The 17574-nt window shown below is 42.5% G+C and carries 16 protein-coding genes; 13 read left to right on the top strand and 3 right to left on the bottom strand.

Features of this window, described 5'->3' with window-relative positions; genetic code table 11:
* The first annotated feature begins 264 nt into the window (after positions 1–264).
* The 6 genes from dinG (at position 265) to LQZ07_RS11430 (ending at position 5682) form a co-directional block, all read left to right on the top strand.
* Positions 265–2289, top strand: coding sequence for an ATP-dependent DNA helicase DinG (gene dinG / locus LQZ07_RS11455; RefSeq protein ID WP_152782422.1), 2025 nt, complete (start codon positions 265–267; stop codon positions 2287–2289).
* The gene (locus LQZ07_RS11450) at positions 2289–3068 is read left to right on the top strand and encodes a TSUP family transporter (protein WP_016401150.1); all 780 of its coding nucleotides are present in this window, start codon (positions 2289–2291) and stop codon (positions 3066–3068) included. Before dinG ends, LQZ07_RS11450 begins: the two co-directional genes overlap by 1 nt.
* Positions 3056–3664: a primosomal replication protein PriC gene (gene priC / locus LQZ07_RS11445; protein ID WP_152782420.1), complete on the top strand. Its 609-nt coding sequence runs from the start codon at positions 3056–3058 to the stop codon at positions 3662–3664. Before LQZ07_RS11450 ends, priC begins: the two co-directional genes overlap by 13 nt.
* A 3-nt stretch (positions 3665–3667) precedes the next feature.
* Positions 3668–4429: a DUF2057 domain-containing protein gene (locus LQZ07_RS11440; protein WP_152782418.1), complete on the top strand. Its 762-nt coding sequence runs from the start codon at positions 3668–3670 to the stop codon at positions 4427–4429.
* Positions 4430–4503: 74 nt separating this feature from the next.
* Positions 4504–4665: a pleiotropic regulatory protein RsmS gene (rsmS, locus tag LQZ07_RS11435; protein ID WP_016401153.1), complete on the top strand. Its 162-nt coding sequence runs from the start codon at positions 4504–4506 to the stop codon at positions 4663–4665.
* A gap of 273 nt (positions 4666–4938) precedes the next feature.
* Entirely contained in the window at positions 4939–5682 is a 744-nt protein-coding gene (locus LQZ07_RS11430; RefSeq protein WP_016401154.1) for an outer membrane protein OmpK, read from the top strand.
* Between the two features lie 48 nt (positions 5683–5730).
* On the opposite strand, the gene LQZ07_RS11425 is transcribed toward LQZ07_RS11430, so the two are convergent.
* Positions 5731–8787 (bottom strand): AAA family ATPase, encoded by a 3057-nt coding sequence (locus tag LQZ07_RS11425; protein WP_152782416.1) that lies wholly within the window; start codon positions 8785–8787, stop codon positions 5731–5733.
* Complete coding sequence (locus tag LQZ07_RS11420) at positions 8787–9926, bottom strand: exonuclease SbcCD subunit D (RefSeq protein ID WP_152782414.1); 1140 nt, start codon at positions 9924–9926, stop codon at positions 8787–8789. Before LQZ07_RS11420 ends, LQZ07_RS11425 begins: the two co-directional genes overlap by 1 nt.
* Positions 9927–10137: 211 nt before the next feature.
* On the opposite strand from LQZ07_RS11420, the gene LQZ07_RS11415 reads away from it, so the two are divergent.
* From LQZ07_RS11415 to LQZ07_RS11390, 6 genes are all read left to right on the top strand, one after another.
* A complete protein-coding gene (locus LQZ07_RS11415) occupies positions 10138–10365 on the top strand; it encodes a hypothetical protein (RefSeq protein WP_220718200.1) in 228 nt (75 codons plus the stop codon).
* Positions 10365–10997 carry a DUF2959 domain-containing protein gene (locus LQZ07_RS11410; RefSeq protein WP_152782410.1) on the top strand — a complete coding sequence of 211 codons (633 nt, stop codon included), beginning with the start codon at positions 10365–10367 and terminating at the stop codon, positions 10995–10997. Before LQZ07_RS11415 ends, LQZ07_RS11410 begins: the two co-directional genes overlap by 1 nt.
* Positions 10998–11108: 111 nt before the next feature.
* Positions 11109–12773: an EAL domain-containing protein gene (locus LQZ07_RS11405; protein WP_152782408.1), complete on the top strand. Its 1665-nt coding sequence runs from the start codon at positions 11109–11111 to the stop codon at positions 12771–12773.
* A gap of 104 nt (positions 12774–12877) precedes the next feature.
* Complete coding sequence (locus LQZ07_RS11400; RefSeq protein WP_016404080.1) at positions 12878–13318, top strand: dCMP deaminase family protein; 441 nt, start codon at positions 12878–12880, stop codon at positions 13316–13318.
* A 538-nt stretch (positions 13319–13856) separates the two neighbouring features.
* Positions 13857–15104 carry an alginate lyase family protein gene (locus LQZ07_RS11395; protein ID WP_152782406.1) on the top strand — a complete coding sequence of 416 codons (1248 nt, stop codon included), beginning with the start codon at positions 13857–13859 and terminating at the stop codon, positions 15102–15104.
* Positions 15105–15172: 68 nt separating this feature from the next.
* Positions 15173–15928, top strand: a complete 756-nt coding sequence (locus tag LQZ07_RS11390; protein WP_152782404.1) for an oligogalacturonate-specific porin KdgM family protein — start codon at positions 15173–15175, stop codon at positions 15926–15928.
* Between the two features lie 63 nt (positions 15929–15991).
* Here the strand turns inward: LQZ07_RS11390 and LQZ07_RS11385 are convergent, their stop codons facing one another.
* Complete coding sequence (locus LQZ07_RS11385) at positions 15992–16426, bottom strand: DUF4174 domain-containing protein (RefSeq protein WP_152782402.1); 435 nt, start codon at positions 16424–16426, stop codon at positions 15992–15994.
* A gap of 357 nt (positions 16427–16783) precedes the next feature.
* On the opposite strand from LQZ07_RS11385, the gene LQZ07_RS11380 reads away from it, so the two are divergent.
* Positions 16784–17572 (top strand): hypothetical protein, encoded by a 789-nt coding sequence (locus LQZ07_RS11380; protein ID WP_152782400.1) that lies wholly within the window; start codon positions 16784–16786, stop codon positions 17570–17572.
* Positions 17573–17574 lie beyond the last annotated feature (2 nt).

The raw sequence follows: 17574 nt of genomic DNA, 5'->3' as shown, positions 1-17574 counted from the left end.
TATCAAGCTGAAAAATTTTTGCAATAAAAAATTGAACTTTTATAAAACCACGTAAAACCCTGTATCTACGCGCTTTTAGAGTGGTCAAACTATAATCAGGCACAATAAAAGAATGTATTAGAGATAAAAACGTGATCTAGCTCTAGCAGTATTTAAGCCAATAATTTGATTTTTTTACAGTATTTTATGTCGCTCTAGTCATCTATAATATCTAGGCATGGAATAAGCGCTTACTTATAAGTTGTTAACAACATTGAGGAATTCATGTTAACAGAAAAAAACAAACAACGAATTCGCCATTGGTATAATACTCTTCAGGAGCAAAACCCAACATTTATTAAGAGGGCTGCACAAAGTTCTCTTATTGCACAGATAGCCAAAACAATTGCTGGGGACATTAATCGTAAACAACGGGTACTTTTAGCAGAAGCTGGCACGGGAACAGGTAAATCACTAGCTTATTTACTGGCCTCTATTCCATTAGCCAAAGCCCTTAATAAAAAAGTTGTCGTTTCCACTGCAACCGTTGCCCTACAGCAACAACTTATAGAAAGCGATTTACCCACTATACATAAAGCAGCGCACGGCGAGTTCGAGTTTGCCTTAGCGAAAGGAAGGCAGCGTTATTGTTGCGCCCATAAACTTGTAGCAGCTACAAGCACCGATTTAGGCCTCACCCCTAAACAACTAGATCTCACCAAAAGAATGGCGATTGCTTTGCAGCAAGGTAAATGGGATGGCGACAGAGATAGCTGGCCGGGGCAAGTACCTTGGCAAATTTGGCAACATGTTGTGGTTGATACGCTAAGTTGCTCGGTTCAATCGGCTAGGCATAGAAGTTGTCCTTTTCACAAAGCACGCAAAGGTTTAAAAAAAGCTGATGTTATTGTGGCAAACCACAGTTTGTTGCTCGCCGACCTTCATGCAGGCAGTGGCCATATTCTGCCAGCAGCAGAAGATTGCATCTATATATTAGACGAAGCTCATCAGTTTCCAGAGATAGCAAGAGAATCTAGCGCTAAGCAACTAATGCTAAATCACGCACTAAAGGAGCTAGAGAACCTAAAGCTGTTCGACAAAGAATTAGCGAACATACTAAACCCAAATGCCATTGCAGGAAGCAGCTTAAAGTTAAAGGAAGCTTGCGCAGAACTAAATCGCTGCTTTAACAAACTCAAGGATGTTGCAAATGCGAATAAAGAATCTTTTGATAACAGTCAGCATTGGCGCTTCGCACTAGGAAAAACTCCCTCGGCAGTTATTAACCTAGCCAGTAACTACCATAAAGAAGCCAATAAGCTCAGCAATAGTTTGCAACATTACGCAGGGGTTATCCAAGAGAACGTTGCCAACAATCAAATGAAGTCTGCCCAGGCTGAAGCCTTACTGAGTAGATTAAGCATCATGCAAAGTTTAGCTGAGTCTTGGTTGGAGGTGTTGTTTAGTTATGCGAACGAAAACAACCAAAAAAACTATGCCTTTTGGTTTACTCGTAAAGATAAAGAAATACAGCTTTGTAGTTCACCAATAGAAATTGGTGGTTTACTGCAACAGCTGCTGTGGCAAGATGCTTTTTCGGTCATAGCCGTATCAGCAACACTTAGTGCTCTAGGTAACTTCTCCTATTATGTAAACCAAATTGGCTTACCTAAGTTAGCCAGTGAACAGCTCATAAAGCTGCCTTCTCCTTTTAACTACCAACAGGTTATTTTAGAGGTTCCGAATAATATCGCTGAGCCTGACCATCCAGAATTTGCCAATAATGTTGCCCAAAAGATCATCGAAGCTCAGCACAATCAAGGCGGCATATTGGTACTTTGTAACTCTTATCGTTTAGTGGATAAAGTCGCAGAGCAATTAGAAAAGCAGAAGCTTGATAACCTTTGGATTCAAGGTCAATTAACCAATCAGCAAATACTGGCAAAACACCGACAAAGCCGCCAACAAAATCAAACCAGCACTATTCTAGCAACTATCGGCTTTAGCGAAGGTATCGATTTGCCCGGTGATCTGTTAACCGACCTTATCATTGCTCGCCTACCCTTTGCTGTTCCTACAGAGCCAGTAATGGCTAGCCATGCCGAACTGCTTGAAAGTCGCAACCAAAATCCGTTCATGTTGCTAACTTTACCTAGCGCCAGCAGAAAACTAGTACAGAGCTGCGGAAGACTAATGAGAAAAGAAAGTGATTCAGGTAGAATCGTGCTGCTCGATAGTCGACTCACTACTCGTCGATACGGCAAGCAACTATTAGCTGCATTACCACCTTATAAAAGAAGTGACCATTGATGTTAGAACTGGGACTCGACCCTTCTGTTTTAATCCTTATCGTAGGCATAGGCCTTACAGCCGGTTTTATTGATGCTATTGCAGGAGGAGGAGGCCTATTAACTATTCCCGCCTTACTAAGCATTGGCTTACCTCCTCACATTGCGTTAGGTACCAACAAGCTTGCTGCGAGTTTTGGTTCAAGCACCGCTGCATGGACATTTTATCGCAAACAACTATTTAACCCGGTGTTTTGGCTTTGGAGCTTTGTTGCTACCGCAATTGGCGCTTTTGCCGGCACCTTTATCGTAGATTTTATTAGTACCGAGTGGTTAGAAAAGCTATTACCGCTAGTGATTATGGCCACCGCGGTTTATACCATCCTAAATCGTAAACAAGCCGACGGCCAAGCAGTGCTTCCCAAAGCAGACAAAAAACTAACCAAACAAATGCTTGGGCAAGGTTTAAGCTTAGGCTTTTACGATGGTGTTGCCGGTCCAGGTACCGGAGCTTTCTGGACGGTATCGTCCATGGCCTTATATAAGATGAACATTTTATTGTCCTCTGGCCTAGCAAAAGCAATGAACTTCACCAGTAACTTTGTTTCCTTTATTACCTTTGTATACTTAGGCCATGTAAATTGGGCAATTGGTTTAACCATGGGCGTAAGTATTATGCTTGGTGCAGTTGTTGGCGCGCATTCTGCCATTCACTTTGGTGCTAAATTTATTCGTCCGGTGTTTATTACTGTGGTAATGGTTATTGCCGGTAAACTGGCTTGGCAAGCATGGTTGAGTTAGAACTTGAAAAGTTGGCGCAAAAGCTTCGCCAACTAAAGGAGCAAGCCGAACACCGAGATTTGCAAGGTGAACGCAGCGCGTACGCAAAAACCGCAGTACTTGATGAGCGATTTAGCTGTCGTAGTGACCTGTTTAGTGACTATGTTAGCGAGCTTGAACAAGACCTCCTTCAAATAAGTCGCTTAGGTGAAAAAACCAAAGACATAGATTTGCTCAAACTATACTGCGACCGATTTGTAGGTAAATTTGCCATGCTGCAAGGTAAAATTAACCAGATAACTCGCAAACAAAAACAACGCTCCATTCCCCAGCAGCAGCGGATCCAGAGTTGGCAAAATCGCTTAAATAAAGTAATGAACTCTGGCGATCAAAATCAACTGCGCGAAAAGCTCAATCAACAAAAGCAATTTGAAGCGCAATTAGAACAAAAAATTGCAGAAAAAAACCAAGTACTTAATCGTAGTAATATCAAGACAGATACTGCTAGACTAAGCGCGGAGATCCTCAGCTTAAAAAGTCGTTTAGGTGAGTGTCAAAAAACCACTTGGAAACTGGAACAGAAAATAAATCAGTTAGAATCACGCTTTAAGGAGTAATTCATGCGATTCTTTGGGAAGACTGTAAGCTTAACATTTGCTTGTATTGCAAGCTTCAACGCCTTTGCCGCGAGCTTTTCTACACCTAGTCACTTTGAGATTATGTATGTAGATAAACAGTCTACTGGTGTACTTAGCCTTAGCAAAACTAGCGCCGACTTAAATGCTGGTCCTCATCAAGTTGTGGTTCGCTACGCAGACAACGTAGGCTCTAACAGCAATTCAGAAATTATTAAGTCAACGCCCATCGTTATCAACTTAAACGTTAAAGATGGCCAAGACATCGTTTTAAAAGCTCAACAACCCCGCAGTATTAGCAAAGCCAAAAAATTTGCTGATAAGCCAAGCTTTAGTTTAAAAGATGAAAACGGTGGCTCTGTAGACTCTAGTTATTACCTTCTGCCTTTAAAACCTGGTATGCAGTTTTCTCGTGATTATTTAGAAGAGATTGCAGCCATTGAGGCTAAACAAGGTACAGCGGCTCCGGCAGCAGCTGCCGCCACAACCACTGCCGTGGTAGCTAAAACAGACACTCCAGCGGCAAGCTCAACAAATAGCAACAGCAATGCCACTGCCGCAGTAGCAACAACCGCTGTTGCAGCTACAGCAGTAGCAGCCTCAAACAATAACGCAACTGCAGCGAGTAACGATGTAGCAGTTCCTGCAGGTGATAACACCGAATTACAAATGCTGCAATTTTGGTATCAGCGTGCTGATGCAGCTACTCGCAAGCAGTTTCAAATTTGGGTAATCCAACAACAATAAAATCCTAACGAATACTGGCCTGAGTTGTGTTAACTCAGGTCATTTTCCCATAGCTTTAGCTCTCCCGGATCTCTATGTCTCTTAACTCCGCTCCAAAACACATTCAGTTGGCTGTAGATTTAATTCAATTACTTGAAGAAAACCACATTGAGCCAGAGCTCGCGCTTAAAGCACTAGAAATAGTGAGCCAAGACTGCCAAAAAAAACTTGCAGAACAAGCAAAACCAGAAGATTAAACTCAAAATATCCTCACAAATTTAACTTAGTGCTCAACAATTAGCCTAAGAGCCTGAATTTTAGATATTTGTAACTTATATATTTTTATTATTTTTTTGTGAAAAGCCAAATACCATAAACATATTTGGTTAATAAGATTTAATTGACCAATAAGTGAGCGGTTTTTTGTGATCCAAATCAGAACTTTAGTTCCCTTCCACTATAAACTTTCTGCCGAACTCAAAACAAAACACACACGGTAATTCACTTAAACGTGAACAAGGAACTACCCTATGAAAAAAATTGCACTACTTTCAGCTGCCGCTCTTTTAGCCAGCGCTCCTGCCAGCGCCGAGTATCTTTACGGTTTTGGTAACATCAGCGTAAACTACTTAGATTGGTCTAAAAACACTCAAGACCGTACTGGTTTCCAAGAAGATTTTGCTTACCTTGAATTAGAAGGTGGCGCAGGTTTTGATTGGGGTGAAGTATACGGCTTCTTCGATCTAGAAAACGTTCAAGATGGTAGCGATGAACTACGTACAGCATATAAAGGAACTATTGCTTACAAAATCGCTGATACTGATTTCCGTTTATACGGCCAACACTACGCAACTGACTCAAAAGGTTTTGCTGCCAACAACACTGTACTAGGTGGTCAATACCGCTTCCAAGGTGACGGTTGGTTTGTTACTCCTTGGGTTGGTGCTCACATGACTATCACAAACCCTTCTTGGAACGACGGTTTCACTGGTTTTAACGGTGGTATGTTCGGTTGGACCGCGGTTTACAACTTTACCGCTTGGGACCAAAAATTCTGGATCTCTAACTGGCACGAATCTGAATTTGCACGTAAGTCAGATTACACCGACGTTTCTGGCGAAACTGATGATGTATCAATGAATGGTGCATTAGCATTTTGGTGGGATGCCACCGAGCACGTAACTACCGGTATCCAATACCGTTACGCTTACAATAAGCTTGGTACTGTAGGCAACCAAAACGCCTTCATCTACTCACTACGTTACAACTTCTAAGTTTGTATGTAGTTGAGCGAAAAGCCAGGCATTGCCTGGCTTTTTTGTTTAAGGGAGGTGTAACTGAGTAGTGCTGCCAGATGAATGCTTAAGCACATCTATACGGCTGGTAATTTGTTCCTTCATTTCGGACACATGGGAAATCACCCCCACCATCCGGCCTGCACTTTGCAAATCCACCAAAGTTCGAATCGCCAAATCTAATGACTCTTGATCCAAGCTACCGAAACCTTCATCAATAAACAGAGTATCTAGCTTTATGCCACCCGCATAGGCTTGTACCACATCAGACAGCCCTAACGCCATGGCTAGCGCCGCCATAAAGCTCTCGCCACCGCTTAGGGTTGCGACGGAGCGTACTTTAGAAGTGTAGCTATCTTCCACTTCTAGCTCTAAGCCAGAGGCTTTGTTGCCTTTCGCCCGCTGCTCTTTGCGAATAAGCTGGTAACGCCCTTTACTCATAACGCTTAGACGCTGGCTAGCCTGCAGCAATACGTCATCTAGCAAAACACTCAATACAAAGCGCTGCAAACTCACTTTGTTACCGGTTTGACCGTTAGCCACATCGGCTAAAGTGCCTACTACTTGGTATTGGTCAGCCAGAGATTGGGCATTCTTATCGGCTTGATTTAGCTTGTTTTGAATCTCTAACAAACTTAAGTGACGATTATTGAGCTTGTTCCACTCAGCATCTGCTAAATCTTTTTGTTCTAGCAGCTTGTTAAGCGCTTGTGCTAAGTCTTCAAGATTTTGCTGCTTTTTACCCTTTAGTTTGGCCTTTAATTGCTCTAATTGCGCAGACACTGTTGTTAAGTCGCTATGATATTCTTCTAGCTCCTTTGCAAGTGCTGCCATTTCATCATCACTAATCAAAGCCATGTTAAAGGCACTTTCATTGGCAAAACTGGATTTTGCTAATTGTTCAGAAAACGTAGCTTGCGCTTCACTTAAAGCTTGCTGAGCGAGCTGCAGCGCCTGTTTTGCTGTTGTAGCTGCCGATTGCTTAGCACTTAAGTCTTCACGAGCGACATTGTGTTGCTCGTTTATCGCTGCAATAGATGTCTTAAGTTGCTCAATTTGCTGGTGTTGTAAGTTTATTGCTTCATCAAGAATTGACGGCTGCTGAAACTTCTCGGGTAGATTTTGCTCAGCACTTTCACGCTGCCCCTGCAACACATCTAACTGGCTTTTGGTTTGCTGATATAAGTCTCGCGCTTGCTCTACCTGAGCTTGCAGCTGCTTCTCTGTTTGCTCTGTTTGCTCAAGTTGTTGTTGCTGTTGTTTAGCATGTAACTGAGCCTGTTGAGTGGCGGCCAAAGCTTGCTGTGCAGCATCCAGTTCTGCGCGAAACTGTTGCAAGGAGGTTGCCGCTTTATCTCCCAGTTGCTGGCTAAGGTTCTGTTGTTGATTTAGCCATTCGCTCTGCTTGGTTTTTAAGGTTTTGTAGTGCTGACGCGCTTCTTCTAGTTTATCGCGCGCGATTTGCTCTTTGTTACGTGCCTGCTCTACATCATTTTCGCTGGGCAACGCTTGCTGACTCGCCGCAAGTTGTGGATGCGCAGTACTGCCACATACTGGACAAGCATCACCAGCCTTAAGTCGTTGCGCCATGATAGCTGCTTGGCCTTGGTGCCAAGTTAGTTGAACCTGATTCGCCTGCTGCTGAGCTTGCTCGTAATGAGCTTTAAGCTGCTTACCTTGCTCAGCAGATTGTTCAACTTCCCGTTTATTCTCACTTAGCTGTTGATTGAGTTTAGCCAAAGAATCAGCCTGCTCAACATACTGTTGAGTTAAACCTAACAGCCGCTGTTTTTCCGCTTGGGTTTCGGCCAATTGGCGACTGCTAGTAAGTTGCTCGCTCAAAGCAGCTTTACTGCTAATTAAATCTACCAGCTGCTGCTTTAACCCCTTGCCTTGTTCCGCTTGGCTATCTAGTTTTGCTTGAGCGGCAGTTTGCTGCTGCTTAAGCTTTTCTAGCTCTTGAATCAGTGGCTTAAAGTTTTGTAGCGAAAGTAAGCTTTCTTGAGCTTGCGCTAATTGCGCTTCTTTCTCTGGCATTTGCTCCACTTGCTGCAGAGCTTGCTGCAAGTTTTGTTGAGCCAAGCTTAATGCCGCTTCACCCTGGCTTTGTGCCAAACTGGCTTGTTTAGCCTCGTTAAAACGCTGCACTTTTGCCGTATCAAAGGCCTCAATAGCCTGAGCGGCTTTGGCTTGGTCTAAGCGAGTTTGCTTTTCGCTAATATTGGCTTTTTGTTTATTCAAAGCACTTAAAGATGTTTTGAGAGTAGCCTGTAGATTAAAGTCTTCGTCGAGTAGTTTGGCCGCTTCGTAGTCTTTATTTGCTGCTGAGTACTGAGCCTCAGTTTGCTGTTTTAGTTCCAAGGCTCGCTCAACTTGCGAGTTTAACTGGGCTAACTCTTCGCTTAAATCGCTCTGCTCATTTAGGTCTGCACTTTGCAAAATACCTTCTCGAATGTCCTTTTGCTTTAAGGCTTTTGCGCGAATGCTTGCCGCTTGGCTATTAAGGCTATCTTCGATTTTTCTGTATATATGCGTTTGAAACAATTGCGAAAATATTTTCTCCCGCTCTTTCGAATCAGCCATTAATAGCTGACGAAACTTGCCCTGTGGCAAGACCATCACTTGCCGAAACTGGTCGGCATCTAAGCCGGTAAGCGCTTCTATCTGACTATTGGCTTCAGACACTTTGGCGGGCACCAACAGCTCTTCACTGCCGTCATCATTAACTAAACTTAACTGTGCTTCGGGCTTTTGTTGGGTATAACCATCACCAGATTTTTTTAAGCGTTCTTGTTCGGGCACGCGACGAATTTTGTAGCGTTTCGCCCCTAGTTCAAATTCAAAAATCACTTCAGTTAGTAGGGCTTCATCGGCCAAATCGCAACGCATGTGTGAAGCTTCGCGCTCGTCACCTGTGCTCTTTCCATACAAGGCGAAACACATTGCATCTAAAATGGTGGTTTTACCTGCGCCCGTAGGGCCATTGAGCAAAAACAGCGGGTTTTGACCGAGTTGACGAAAATCTATCAACTCTGTTCCTGCAAAGGGGCCAAAGGCGCTCATGCATAAAGAAATTGGGCGCATTATTGGTCTCCGCGGTGCAGTTGGTCGATAGTTTGCTTTAACAAGGCTTGCTGCTCAGCGCTTAGCTCGTCGCCAGATACTTGGGCAAAAAAGTCGGTGAACATGTCGTATTCACCTTTTTTTATGTGCTCTCGATTAAGCTCAAGCTTGTCTGTATTTGCCATCAAACCGGTTCGCTCAAGGTGCAGCACATTTGGGTATACCTCGCGTAACTTACCCATGGCATCTAAAATGGCCGACTTATCTAACAAACGCACCATTAGGTAATCATCTCGGTGACTATCGGCGCTTCCGCTAGCTAATAACTCGTCGAGATAACCTTCTATAATGCGTACGTCTCGCTTAGCGTTTAGAGCAATCAGTTCTATATTGCTGTCGCCTTCAGTGAGCTCAACCAAAGTCACAGACTTAGCCTGATGCTGCTCGCTAAAGGAATATTTTAATGGAGAACCGGAGTAACGGATCTGCTGTGAGCCCTTGTATTGGGGCCCATGTAAATGGCCTAGGGCAACATAATCAAAGTCGCTAAATAGCTTTGGCGAAATCTTATCTGCCCCACCAATGCTAAGTGGCCGCTCTGATTCTGACTCATCACCGCCATCTAAAAAGCAGTGAGCAATCACCACCTTTTTTAAGCCTTCACTATCATGTTGTTTAACTTGTTCAACCAGCACTTGCATTGCTTCTTGATGGCTAGTTGCTTGGCACTCAAATACTTCGCGCACGGTCGCTGGTTCAGCATAAGGGAGCGGATAAAACACCACTGATTCACCATCTTTGGCGGCAAGCTTAATGGCCGGAATTTGTTGACCTAAAGTACCACTAATATAAAGGCCACTTTCACGCATTTGTCTCGATGCAAAAGCTAAGCGCTGTGCGCCATCGTGGTTTCCGGCAATCAGTATCACAGGAATGTTTAGCTGATTAACGAGTCTATCTAGGGTGTCATCAAGTAGCTTAACAGCATTGCTGGGTGGCACAGAGCGATCAAATACATCACCAGCTACGATTAACACATCCACTTGTTGCTGTTGGGCAATTTGAATAATTTGCTCTAACACATACTCTTGATCTTCTAATAAAGACTGATTGTGTAACTGGCGTCCAAGGTGCCAGTCAGAAGTGTGGAGAAATTTCATTCAATATCCGTAAGTTAAACCAGAAACAAGCACAAGTGCTTTACTAATTGCAGTGCCAGCATTATCGCCAAGCCATGCTTTTAAGGCAACGAATATACGCATTTGGCACCAAGCAAGCTGTCAAAGAAATGAATTCGTCAGCGAAACTCGCATAGCGCCTTAGACTCTGGCAACATACAATTATTGTTTCGAGTTAATTCAAGGAAGAACAGTGTCTGATCAAGGTTCTACTGGCAACGTGCTTGCCGCTATTTGTAGCTTTTTTATCCCCGGTTTAGGCCAATTAGTTCAAGGCAGAATTCTGTCGGCTTTAATGTTTTTTGTAATCACCGCTGCAGGCTACGCGCTTTGGTGGTTAATTGTGCCCATTGTGATTGCGGTGATCGTTCATATTTGGGCAATTATTGACGCAGCGAGATTTACACCAGGGAGTAACTAATGAGAATTTTTAGCATATTATTATTACTTACCGGCCTTGTTGCTTGTGAATCCACCTATTACTCCGCAATGGAAAAGGTGGGCTACCACAAACGAGAGATATTGGTTGACCGAGTAGAAGATGCACAAGAAAGCCAACAAGATGCACAGCAACAATTCACCTCGGCTCTTGAACAACTAAAAACCTTAACTAATTTTGATGGCGGCGATTTAGAAGATGTTTACGATGAAGTTAATGCCCAATATAAAGACTCTAAAGCAGCAGCCGAAACCGTAAGTGAACGGATAGATGAAGTAGACAGTGTTGCAGAAGCACTTTTTGACGAATGGCAAGATGAGTTAGAGCAATACCAGTCAGCCAGCTTAAAGGCAGAAAGTAAGCAGCAGCTTTCAGATACGCGTAAACGTTACGCCGCCATGCTCAAAGCCATGCGCAAAGCTGAAGCGCAAATGGATCCCGTTCTTAGTCGTTTAAACGATAATCAGCTTTACTTAAAACATAATCTAAATGCTCGAGCCATTGGCGCGGTTGGCAAAGAGTTTTCTCGATTAGAGCAAGAAGTTGCCGACGTAATTAAACAAATGAGCAAAGCGATAGCCGAATCTGACAAATTCATCGCAAGCATGAAGTAACTAAGTTACAAGGCTACAAGTCCTTCTTTTGTAGCCTTTTATTTGCCTTTTCTACTATCAATCCCTTCTTACCAACAGCTGTAACATTTCTTTCATAAAAATGAAGTAAATTTGCCACTCGAAATTATTTTTGAACTAAGCAGCACAATAGCTAAGCGCTTAATTTCTGTTGCAGGCCAAGGTACTTTATTGATGTTTTGTCGGATTAAACAGCTACAGCTTAAGCCTGCGTTATTTGCGCTACTTTGCAGCCTGTTTCCCATCATCATTAGTTATTTTTGGATTGTTGAAACCAGCAAACAACAAAGGCGAGAAGCTTTTAATCACGACTATCAAATAACCTTCAACAACATTAGTCATAACCTAAAGGCCATTGACCAGCAGTTTGAGCAACTCTCTCATGTAAGCGAACAGTGCCAAGAAGATACTTTAATCGCCTTGCGCAAAGTTCACTTTAAGATCTCTTACATTGCAGAAATGGGCTTGGTAAGCCAACACGGCAAATTGCTGTGCTCCAGCTGGGGGAAGCTAGATCCTCCCATCGACGTACTTAAGCCAATTAATTCTAAAGTGTTGCGCTACTTTGGGCCTCTCGTTCTAGAGTACACCAAAGAACCAGCCATGGTTGTTGCCAAAACCCGCCCTGATGGCAGCGAAGTTAACGCAGCAATACCGCTAGAGGTATTCCGTTCATTTATCGAAGATACCAGCCAATCTAGTGACATCGTCGCTTTAAGCGACAGCCAAAATGGCACTCCCCTTTTTGTAAGTGGTAGTTACAGCTTGCCGCTAAACTTAAATAGCCCTTTGTTCCCATTACAACAAAGTAAAACCAGCGGTTTTGCGCAATTTGATGATGATAGCAATAAATATTTTGTTAGCGAAGTTTTTCCTGCACTGCCAGGGCTAGCCCTCGTTGCCAGCCGCCCAACTTCAGAACTATACAAAGGTGTCTATTGTTTAAGCCTAGTGCAGTTAAGCATGTATACCCTACTGCTATGCTGCACCGTGTTCTTGGTATACCGACATCGCAGTCAGCGCCTTAGTCAGCGCTCTCGGCTTAAGCTAGCACTTAAAAACCACGAGTTTATAAACTACTACCAAGCTATTTTTGACACAAGAAACAGCCAGCTAGTCGCAGTAGAAGCGCTTGTTCGCTGGATGCACCCGGTAGATGGCCTGCGTTACCCAGATGCTTTTTTACCCGATATTGACCGCTATCGTTTGCAAGTAGCTCTTACAGAACAAGTGATCAGTAACTTAAAGAATGACCTTCACTCGTTGTTAGCCAAATGTCCTCAGCTAAAAGTGAATATCAACATCACCGGGCAGCATTTAAAAGACGCGTCTTTTATTGAACAGGTGCTAAGCGCACATGCCGATTTCCCTAACTTGTGTTTAGAAGTAACCGAAACCGAACTAGTAGAAATAGATTCTCCTCAGGTACAACAATCATTACAGAGCCTAAAAGAGCAAGGCGTTAAATTGGCTATCGACGATTTTGGTACTGGTTATGCCGGCCTACAATATTTACAACAACTGCCCTTAGATGCCTTAAAAATAGACCGCAGTTTTGTAGTAGCCATTAATACCAATTCTCCACAAGCCAAAGTACTAGATGGCGTAATCGACTTAGCCTTAAACCTAAATCTGCAAATAGTGGCCGAAGGCGTAGAGAATCAGCAACAAGCAAATTACCTTATTTCTAAAGGTGTTTATTTACACCAAGGCTGGCTCTACGGCAAACCACAGGCCATTAACAAATTTAGCGAGTAAAGATTGGCTGTATTGCTTGATCTGTTTTTTTGTAATGTTTATCAATACTTGCAAGCCAAGGCGTTCAACCGCACAATAGCCGCGTTAACGAAGGAGTAAAACAAATGGTTTCTAAATGGGCTAAGCGCTTTTTTCAAATGGCAGAACTCGTGGCTTCTTGGAGTAAAGACCCCTCTACTCAAGTGGGGGCCGTCATCACCGAGAGTAACCGCATTGTTTCTTTAGGCTTTAATGGCTACCCACACGGCATATCTGACAGCGCGGAAACAGACAACAGAGAAATGAAACTGCTTAAAACCTTGCATGCTGAAGAAAATGCAATTCTTTTTGCCAAACGAGATTTGTCTGGCTGCGAGATTTGGGTTACTCACTTCCCCTGCCCTAACTGCGCCGCAAAAATTATTCAAACAGGCATTGCAACCGTGCATTGCCCAGAACAATCTGAAGACTTTTTATCGCGCTGGGGAGACAAAATTAAAGTTAGTGAAGATATGTTTAGCCAAGCAGGTGTTGCTGTTGATTGGTTGCCGCTAAATCAAAACTAATCTTTCATATTGCTAGGGTTGTTGCTTCAACAGCCCTTTGATATGTAGTACAAAATAGAGATGTAGAGTCAACTTTTAGGCTTACAAATCGTTTGTCATTATCTAATCAACGCTATTAATAAATCCATACAAAACCGTTTTTAGTTTTAAGCATTATCAAGATTTAGCCTTGATAAGCATTACGAAAATCAGTCACTTATATCGATGTCTTTAATAGCTTTTACTCTTATTCCAATCCAATAAATAAACTATTCAATAACTTATAATCTTACGAAAAAGTGTTTTTTCAGCTAAGCTTCTACTTTGCGCTTAACACCAATTTGTTGTTTCAATTCTCCCTTAAACAAGGTTGATTAGCTGTTTAAGCTCACATTTCTTTACGCTAAACCTCATCTAGCCCACAGTTTTTAACCTTTTTCTTTTAATCATACAAAAATATTTAATAATCTGATCGGGTTCACAGATACAAATCCAAAATCCCAATAGCATATTTGTATTACATTAATACTAGTAGCGAAGTCACCTCTAAGGACTAATGATGACAAGTTATAAACCTTTAGCTTTTGCAATTTGTATCGCAACCAGCTCAAGCGCTATTGCAGCCGAATTTGTATTTGTGAAAGAAGAAGTATTAAAAAACAACAGAGTATTGCTGCATTCCGATAATGCTCCAGCAACGATGACTCAAAGCTATGAGCGTTTGTTAGAAGAAGCAAAATACGCCACCAAAGCAGGTCGATTTTCGGTGACCGATAAAGGGATGACTCCTCCTAGCGGTAACAAAAACGACTATTTAAGCATTAGTCCTTATTGGTGGCCTGACAAAAACAAAGCTGATGGCCTTCCTTGGAATCGTATTGATGGCAAGGTAAATCCAGCATCAAAAACTAGCGAAACGGATTCTAAACGTTTAGGTAAGTTTACCCGCTCTGTAAGAGCCTTAGCTATAGCCTACTATTTTAGTCAAGAAGAGCAATATGCAGAAACGGCTATAGATTACATTCGTACTTGGTTTTTAAACCCTGAAACACGAATGAACCCAAACATGAACTATGCCCAAGGTGTGCCGGGCAGAGCTGAAGGACGACGCGGAGGAATTATTGATTCACGTTCATTTGCAGACCGAATGTTAGACGCAATTGCGATGGTGTCTCAATCTCCCGCTTGGACAGAAGCAGACGAAAACGGCATTAAGCAATGGTATGGCGAATACTTAGATTGGCTGCTCACCAGCGAATTAGGCGGTGGTCCTAAAGGCGAAGCCTATGCTGAAAACAACCATGGCTCTTGGTATGACTTGCAAGTTGCAGGCATTTCCTACTTTTTAGGCAAAGAATCAATTGCCATGAACGCGGTAGAGAAAGGCAAGATGCGCATAGACAGTCAGTTTAGAGCCGACGGCACTCAGCCACATGAATTAGCGCGCACTCGCTCTTACCATTACAGCTACTTTAATTTAGATGCTTTATCTGGTGTTGCTCAAGTGGGCGAAAAAATTGGCATAGACCTATGGAACTATGAATCTCCTAAAGGTGGTTCACTAAAAAAAGGTATCGAGCTGTTAGCTCAATATCAAGACAAAGCAGAAGACTGGCCTTACCCGCATAAAAAAACTCCGCGAGTAATGCGCATGATGCCAATTTATCGTAAAGCGGCCCTAGGCATGAGTGACCAAACCTTATTGGCTCTCTCAGAATCGGGTGATTTTTCTCAGTTTACTGTTAAAAAGAATCTCGCCGAAATTTGGGCTGAACGAGATATAGAACTGTTATACCGAAAACAATAACAACTACCCTAAATCCCTAAATAAAAACTAGGCCTGTTAAAGGGCCTTAACTGGAAATGGAATTTATCATGACAAAAATGAAAAGCCTTTCAATTGCAATTGGTGCACTATTAATCGCAGCACCTGTAGCTGCGGGTCAAATTGACGTCCGTGCGGAATACAAACACGAGTCTAAGGAACATGCCAAGCGTATTAAAATTGGTGATTCAACCAAAGTAAGCGATCAAGGTACAGTAAACTACAGCGTTGAAATGAAGTTTTTCAGTGGTGAAAACGAAGACGGAAGCCAAGGTGGCTTTTGGGAAAATATGCAACGTGGTGACTCTGAGTTTGATATTGGCTACAGACATAAACTTAACAAGAAGTGGTACGTACATCCTGGTATGCCAATCACTTTTGGTGATGAGCGAATTACCTACAAACCTCAGTTTCGTGTAGGTTATACCTCAGATTTCGGTCTAAAAACTGCACTACGCTACCGCTACGAAATTCGTCAATATGCAGATGGTAGAGAAAATGGGGAAACTTGGTACAAGTCCAAAATTACCCTAACTGGTGGCTATCAAGTAAAAAGCATGCCAAATCTGAAGCTAGACTATGAAGCAAACTACTGGAAGAGTCACACCTATGAGTGGGACGCAATTGCCGGTAAAGCAAAGGATCCACAATTCAACAACGGTGATGACAACTGGGACGCAGGTATCTTCATCGGTTACCAAATTGAAAAATGGCGCCCATACGTAGAGTTTTGGAACTCAAGCGTTAGCTCTACAACTGACCAACGCCAACTTAAAACCCGTGTTGGTGTTAAATACAAATTTTAAGCATTTCGTAAATATTTAGTTTTCCTTCTTTAAAGCCAAGCAGGTTTTCTGCTTGGTTCTTTTTTATGCAGAGCACACACTAGTATTATTTAGCATTTCTTGTTTGCGCATCGGCATTGCATCAATAATTTCAAATACTTCCTGCCAATTGGTAGTCGCGCCCCAGCGGTGTTTTTCGTGGCCATCTTTACCAATTAACACTGCTATGTGCTTGTTATCTTCTACCTTATATTTATCGCGCAAATAAGAGACCCCATGGCTTGCTACTGGGCCAGTTTTGCCTAAAGCTTGTTGCGGTGTCATCACTACAACAACAAGATCTCGTTCTTGGATCTGGCAACGGTAACGCATTTCATCTGCCAAAAATTGTTCAACTGCGTGGTCTTGTTGTGGTGCAAAAAACAACACACTTCGGTGTGCCCAATAGTCGCTGTCTAAAGGATAAGACATAGCAACGCCACTAATGGATAACAACATAGCTACGATTACTTGTTTCATAACAATTCCCCCCGTTCTCTGCTAATTAGAACGAAGTCTTAGGGGATAAAGTTCAATTTTTCGCCACTTAATAAATAGCCTGCTGGTCAGGATTTTTTACAGCAATAACTGGGTATTTGTAAGTGGCTAATATCAAAATGAAAAACCATCCATTCAAGCTACAAGGGAGTTTATTTACAAAAACATTAATTAATATAATAAGTTCAGCACCCTGCAGTTGGTAACAAAAGTGTCATTAATGTTTACATAATTCCTTGATTTACCAGCCCATGCTTTCTTAAGTACTGATTTTTATAACTTTTACATCTTGGCGCAATTATTGATTTACAGGATGCTCACTTTACAAAGGAATGCCTAATGCTAATCACTAGAAATATACTCTCTGTAAGCTTGTTGTTACTCACCGCGCCTGTTCAAGCAACTATCATCGCCTACGACATGCTAAACAGCAGTAGCCTTAATGTAGTCGATTATCAAAACCCATTTAGCCAACAATTTGTTAGTGACCAAGACGGCTTCGATAAATATCAAGCAGTTCCAAGTGCCAGCATTCCAAATAGCTTGGTCGATTCAAGCTTAAGTAACCCAAGTGATAGCCTTGGTATTGTTAATTCTCAAACTGACCAAGACAGCTTTTTTGGCGTAAATGATACGCTAAATCCAAACAACCCAAGTGGTGACGCGCAAGCAACTTGGCAGTTTGATATTAGTGGTTTTTCCTTAAGTTCAATTTCTATTTCCATGGCTGCTATGGGTGATTTTGAAACATCTGATCACTTTAGCTTTAGCTATGCCATTGATGCTTCCCCCATTCAAATACTGTTTGCTAGCGCTGTTGATGAACAAGCCAACCAGAGCTATACCATGGCCAACGGGAGCCAATACGCACTAAACGACCCACTATCTATAAACGGTCAGGTGCTAAACAACCAATTCCAGCAGCTTAGCCAGAGCCTAATTGGCAGTGGTTCAATACTTAGCTTGTACTTTAACGTAAATCAAAATGGTGGGAATGAGGCATTCGCCTTTAGGGAGATTATCGTTAACGGAGAAAATTTACTGGCTAGCCAAGTACCTGAACCAAGCAGTATTTGGCGGGTGCTATTGGGCTTAGTCGCGCTAAAGATGAAGCGCAGCCAGGTTTAAAG

Origin of the sequence: Agarivorans sp. B2Z047 (assembly GCF_023373605.1) — a bacterium.
GTDB classification, from domain to species: Bacteria; Pseudomonadota; Gammaproteobacteria; order Enterobacterales; family Celerinatantimonadaceae; genus Agarivorans; species Agarivorans albus.
This window is presented reverse-complemented; position numbering and strand designations above follow the sequence as displayed.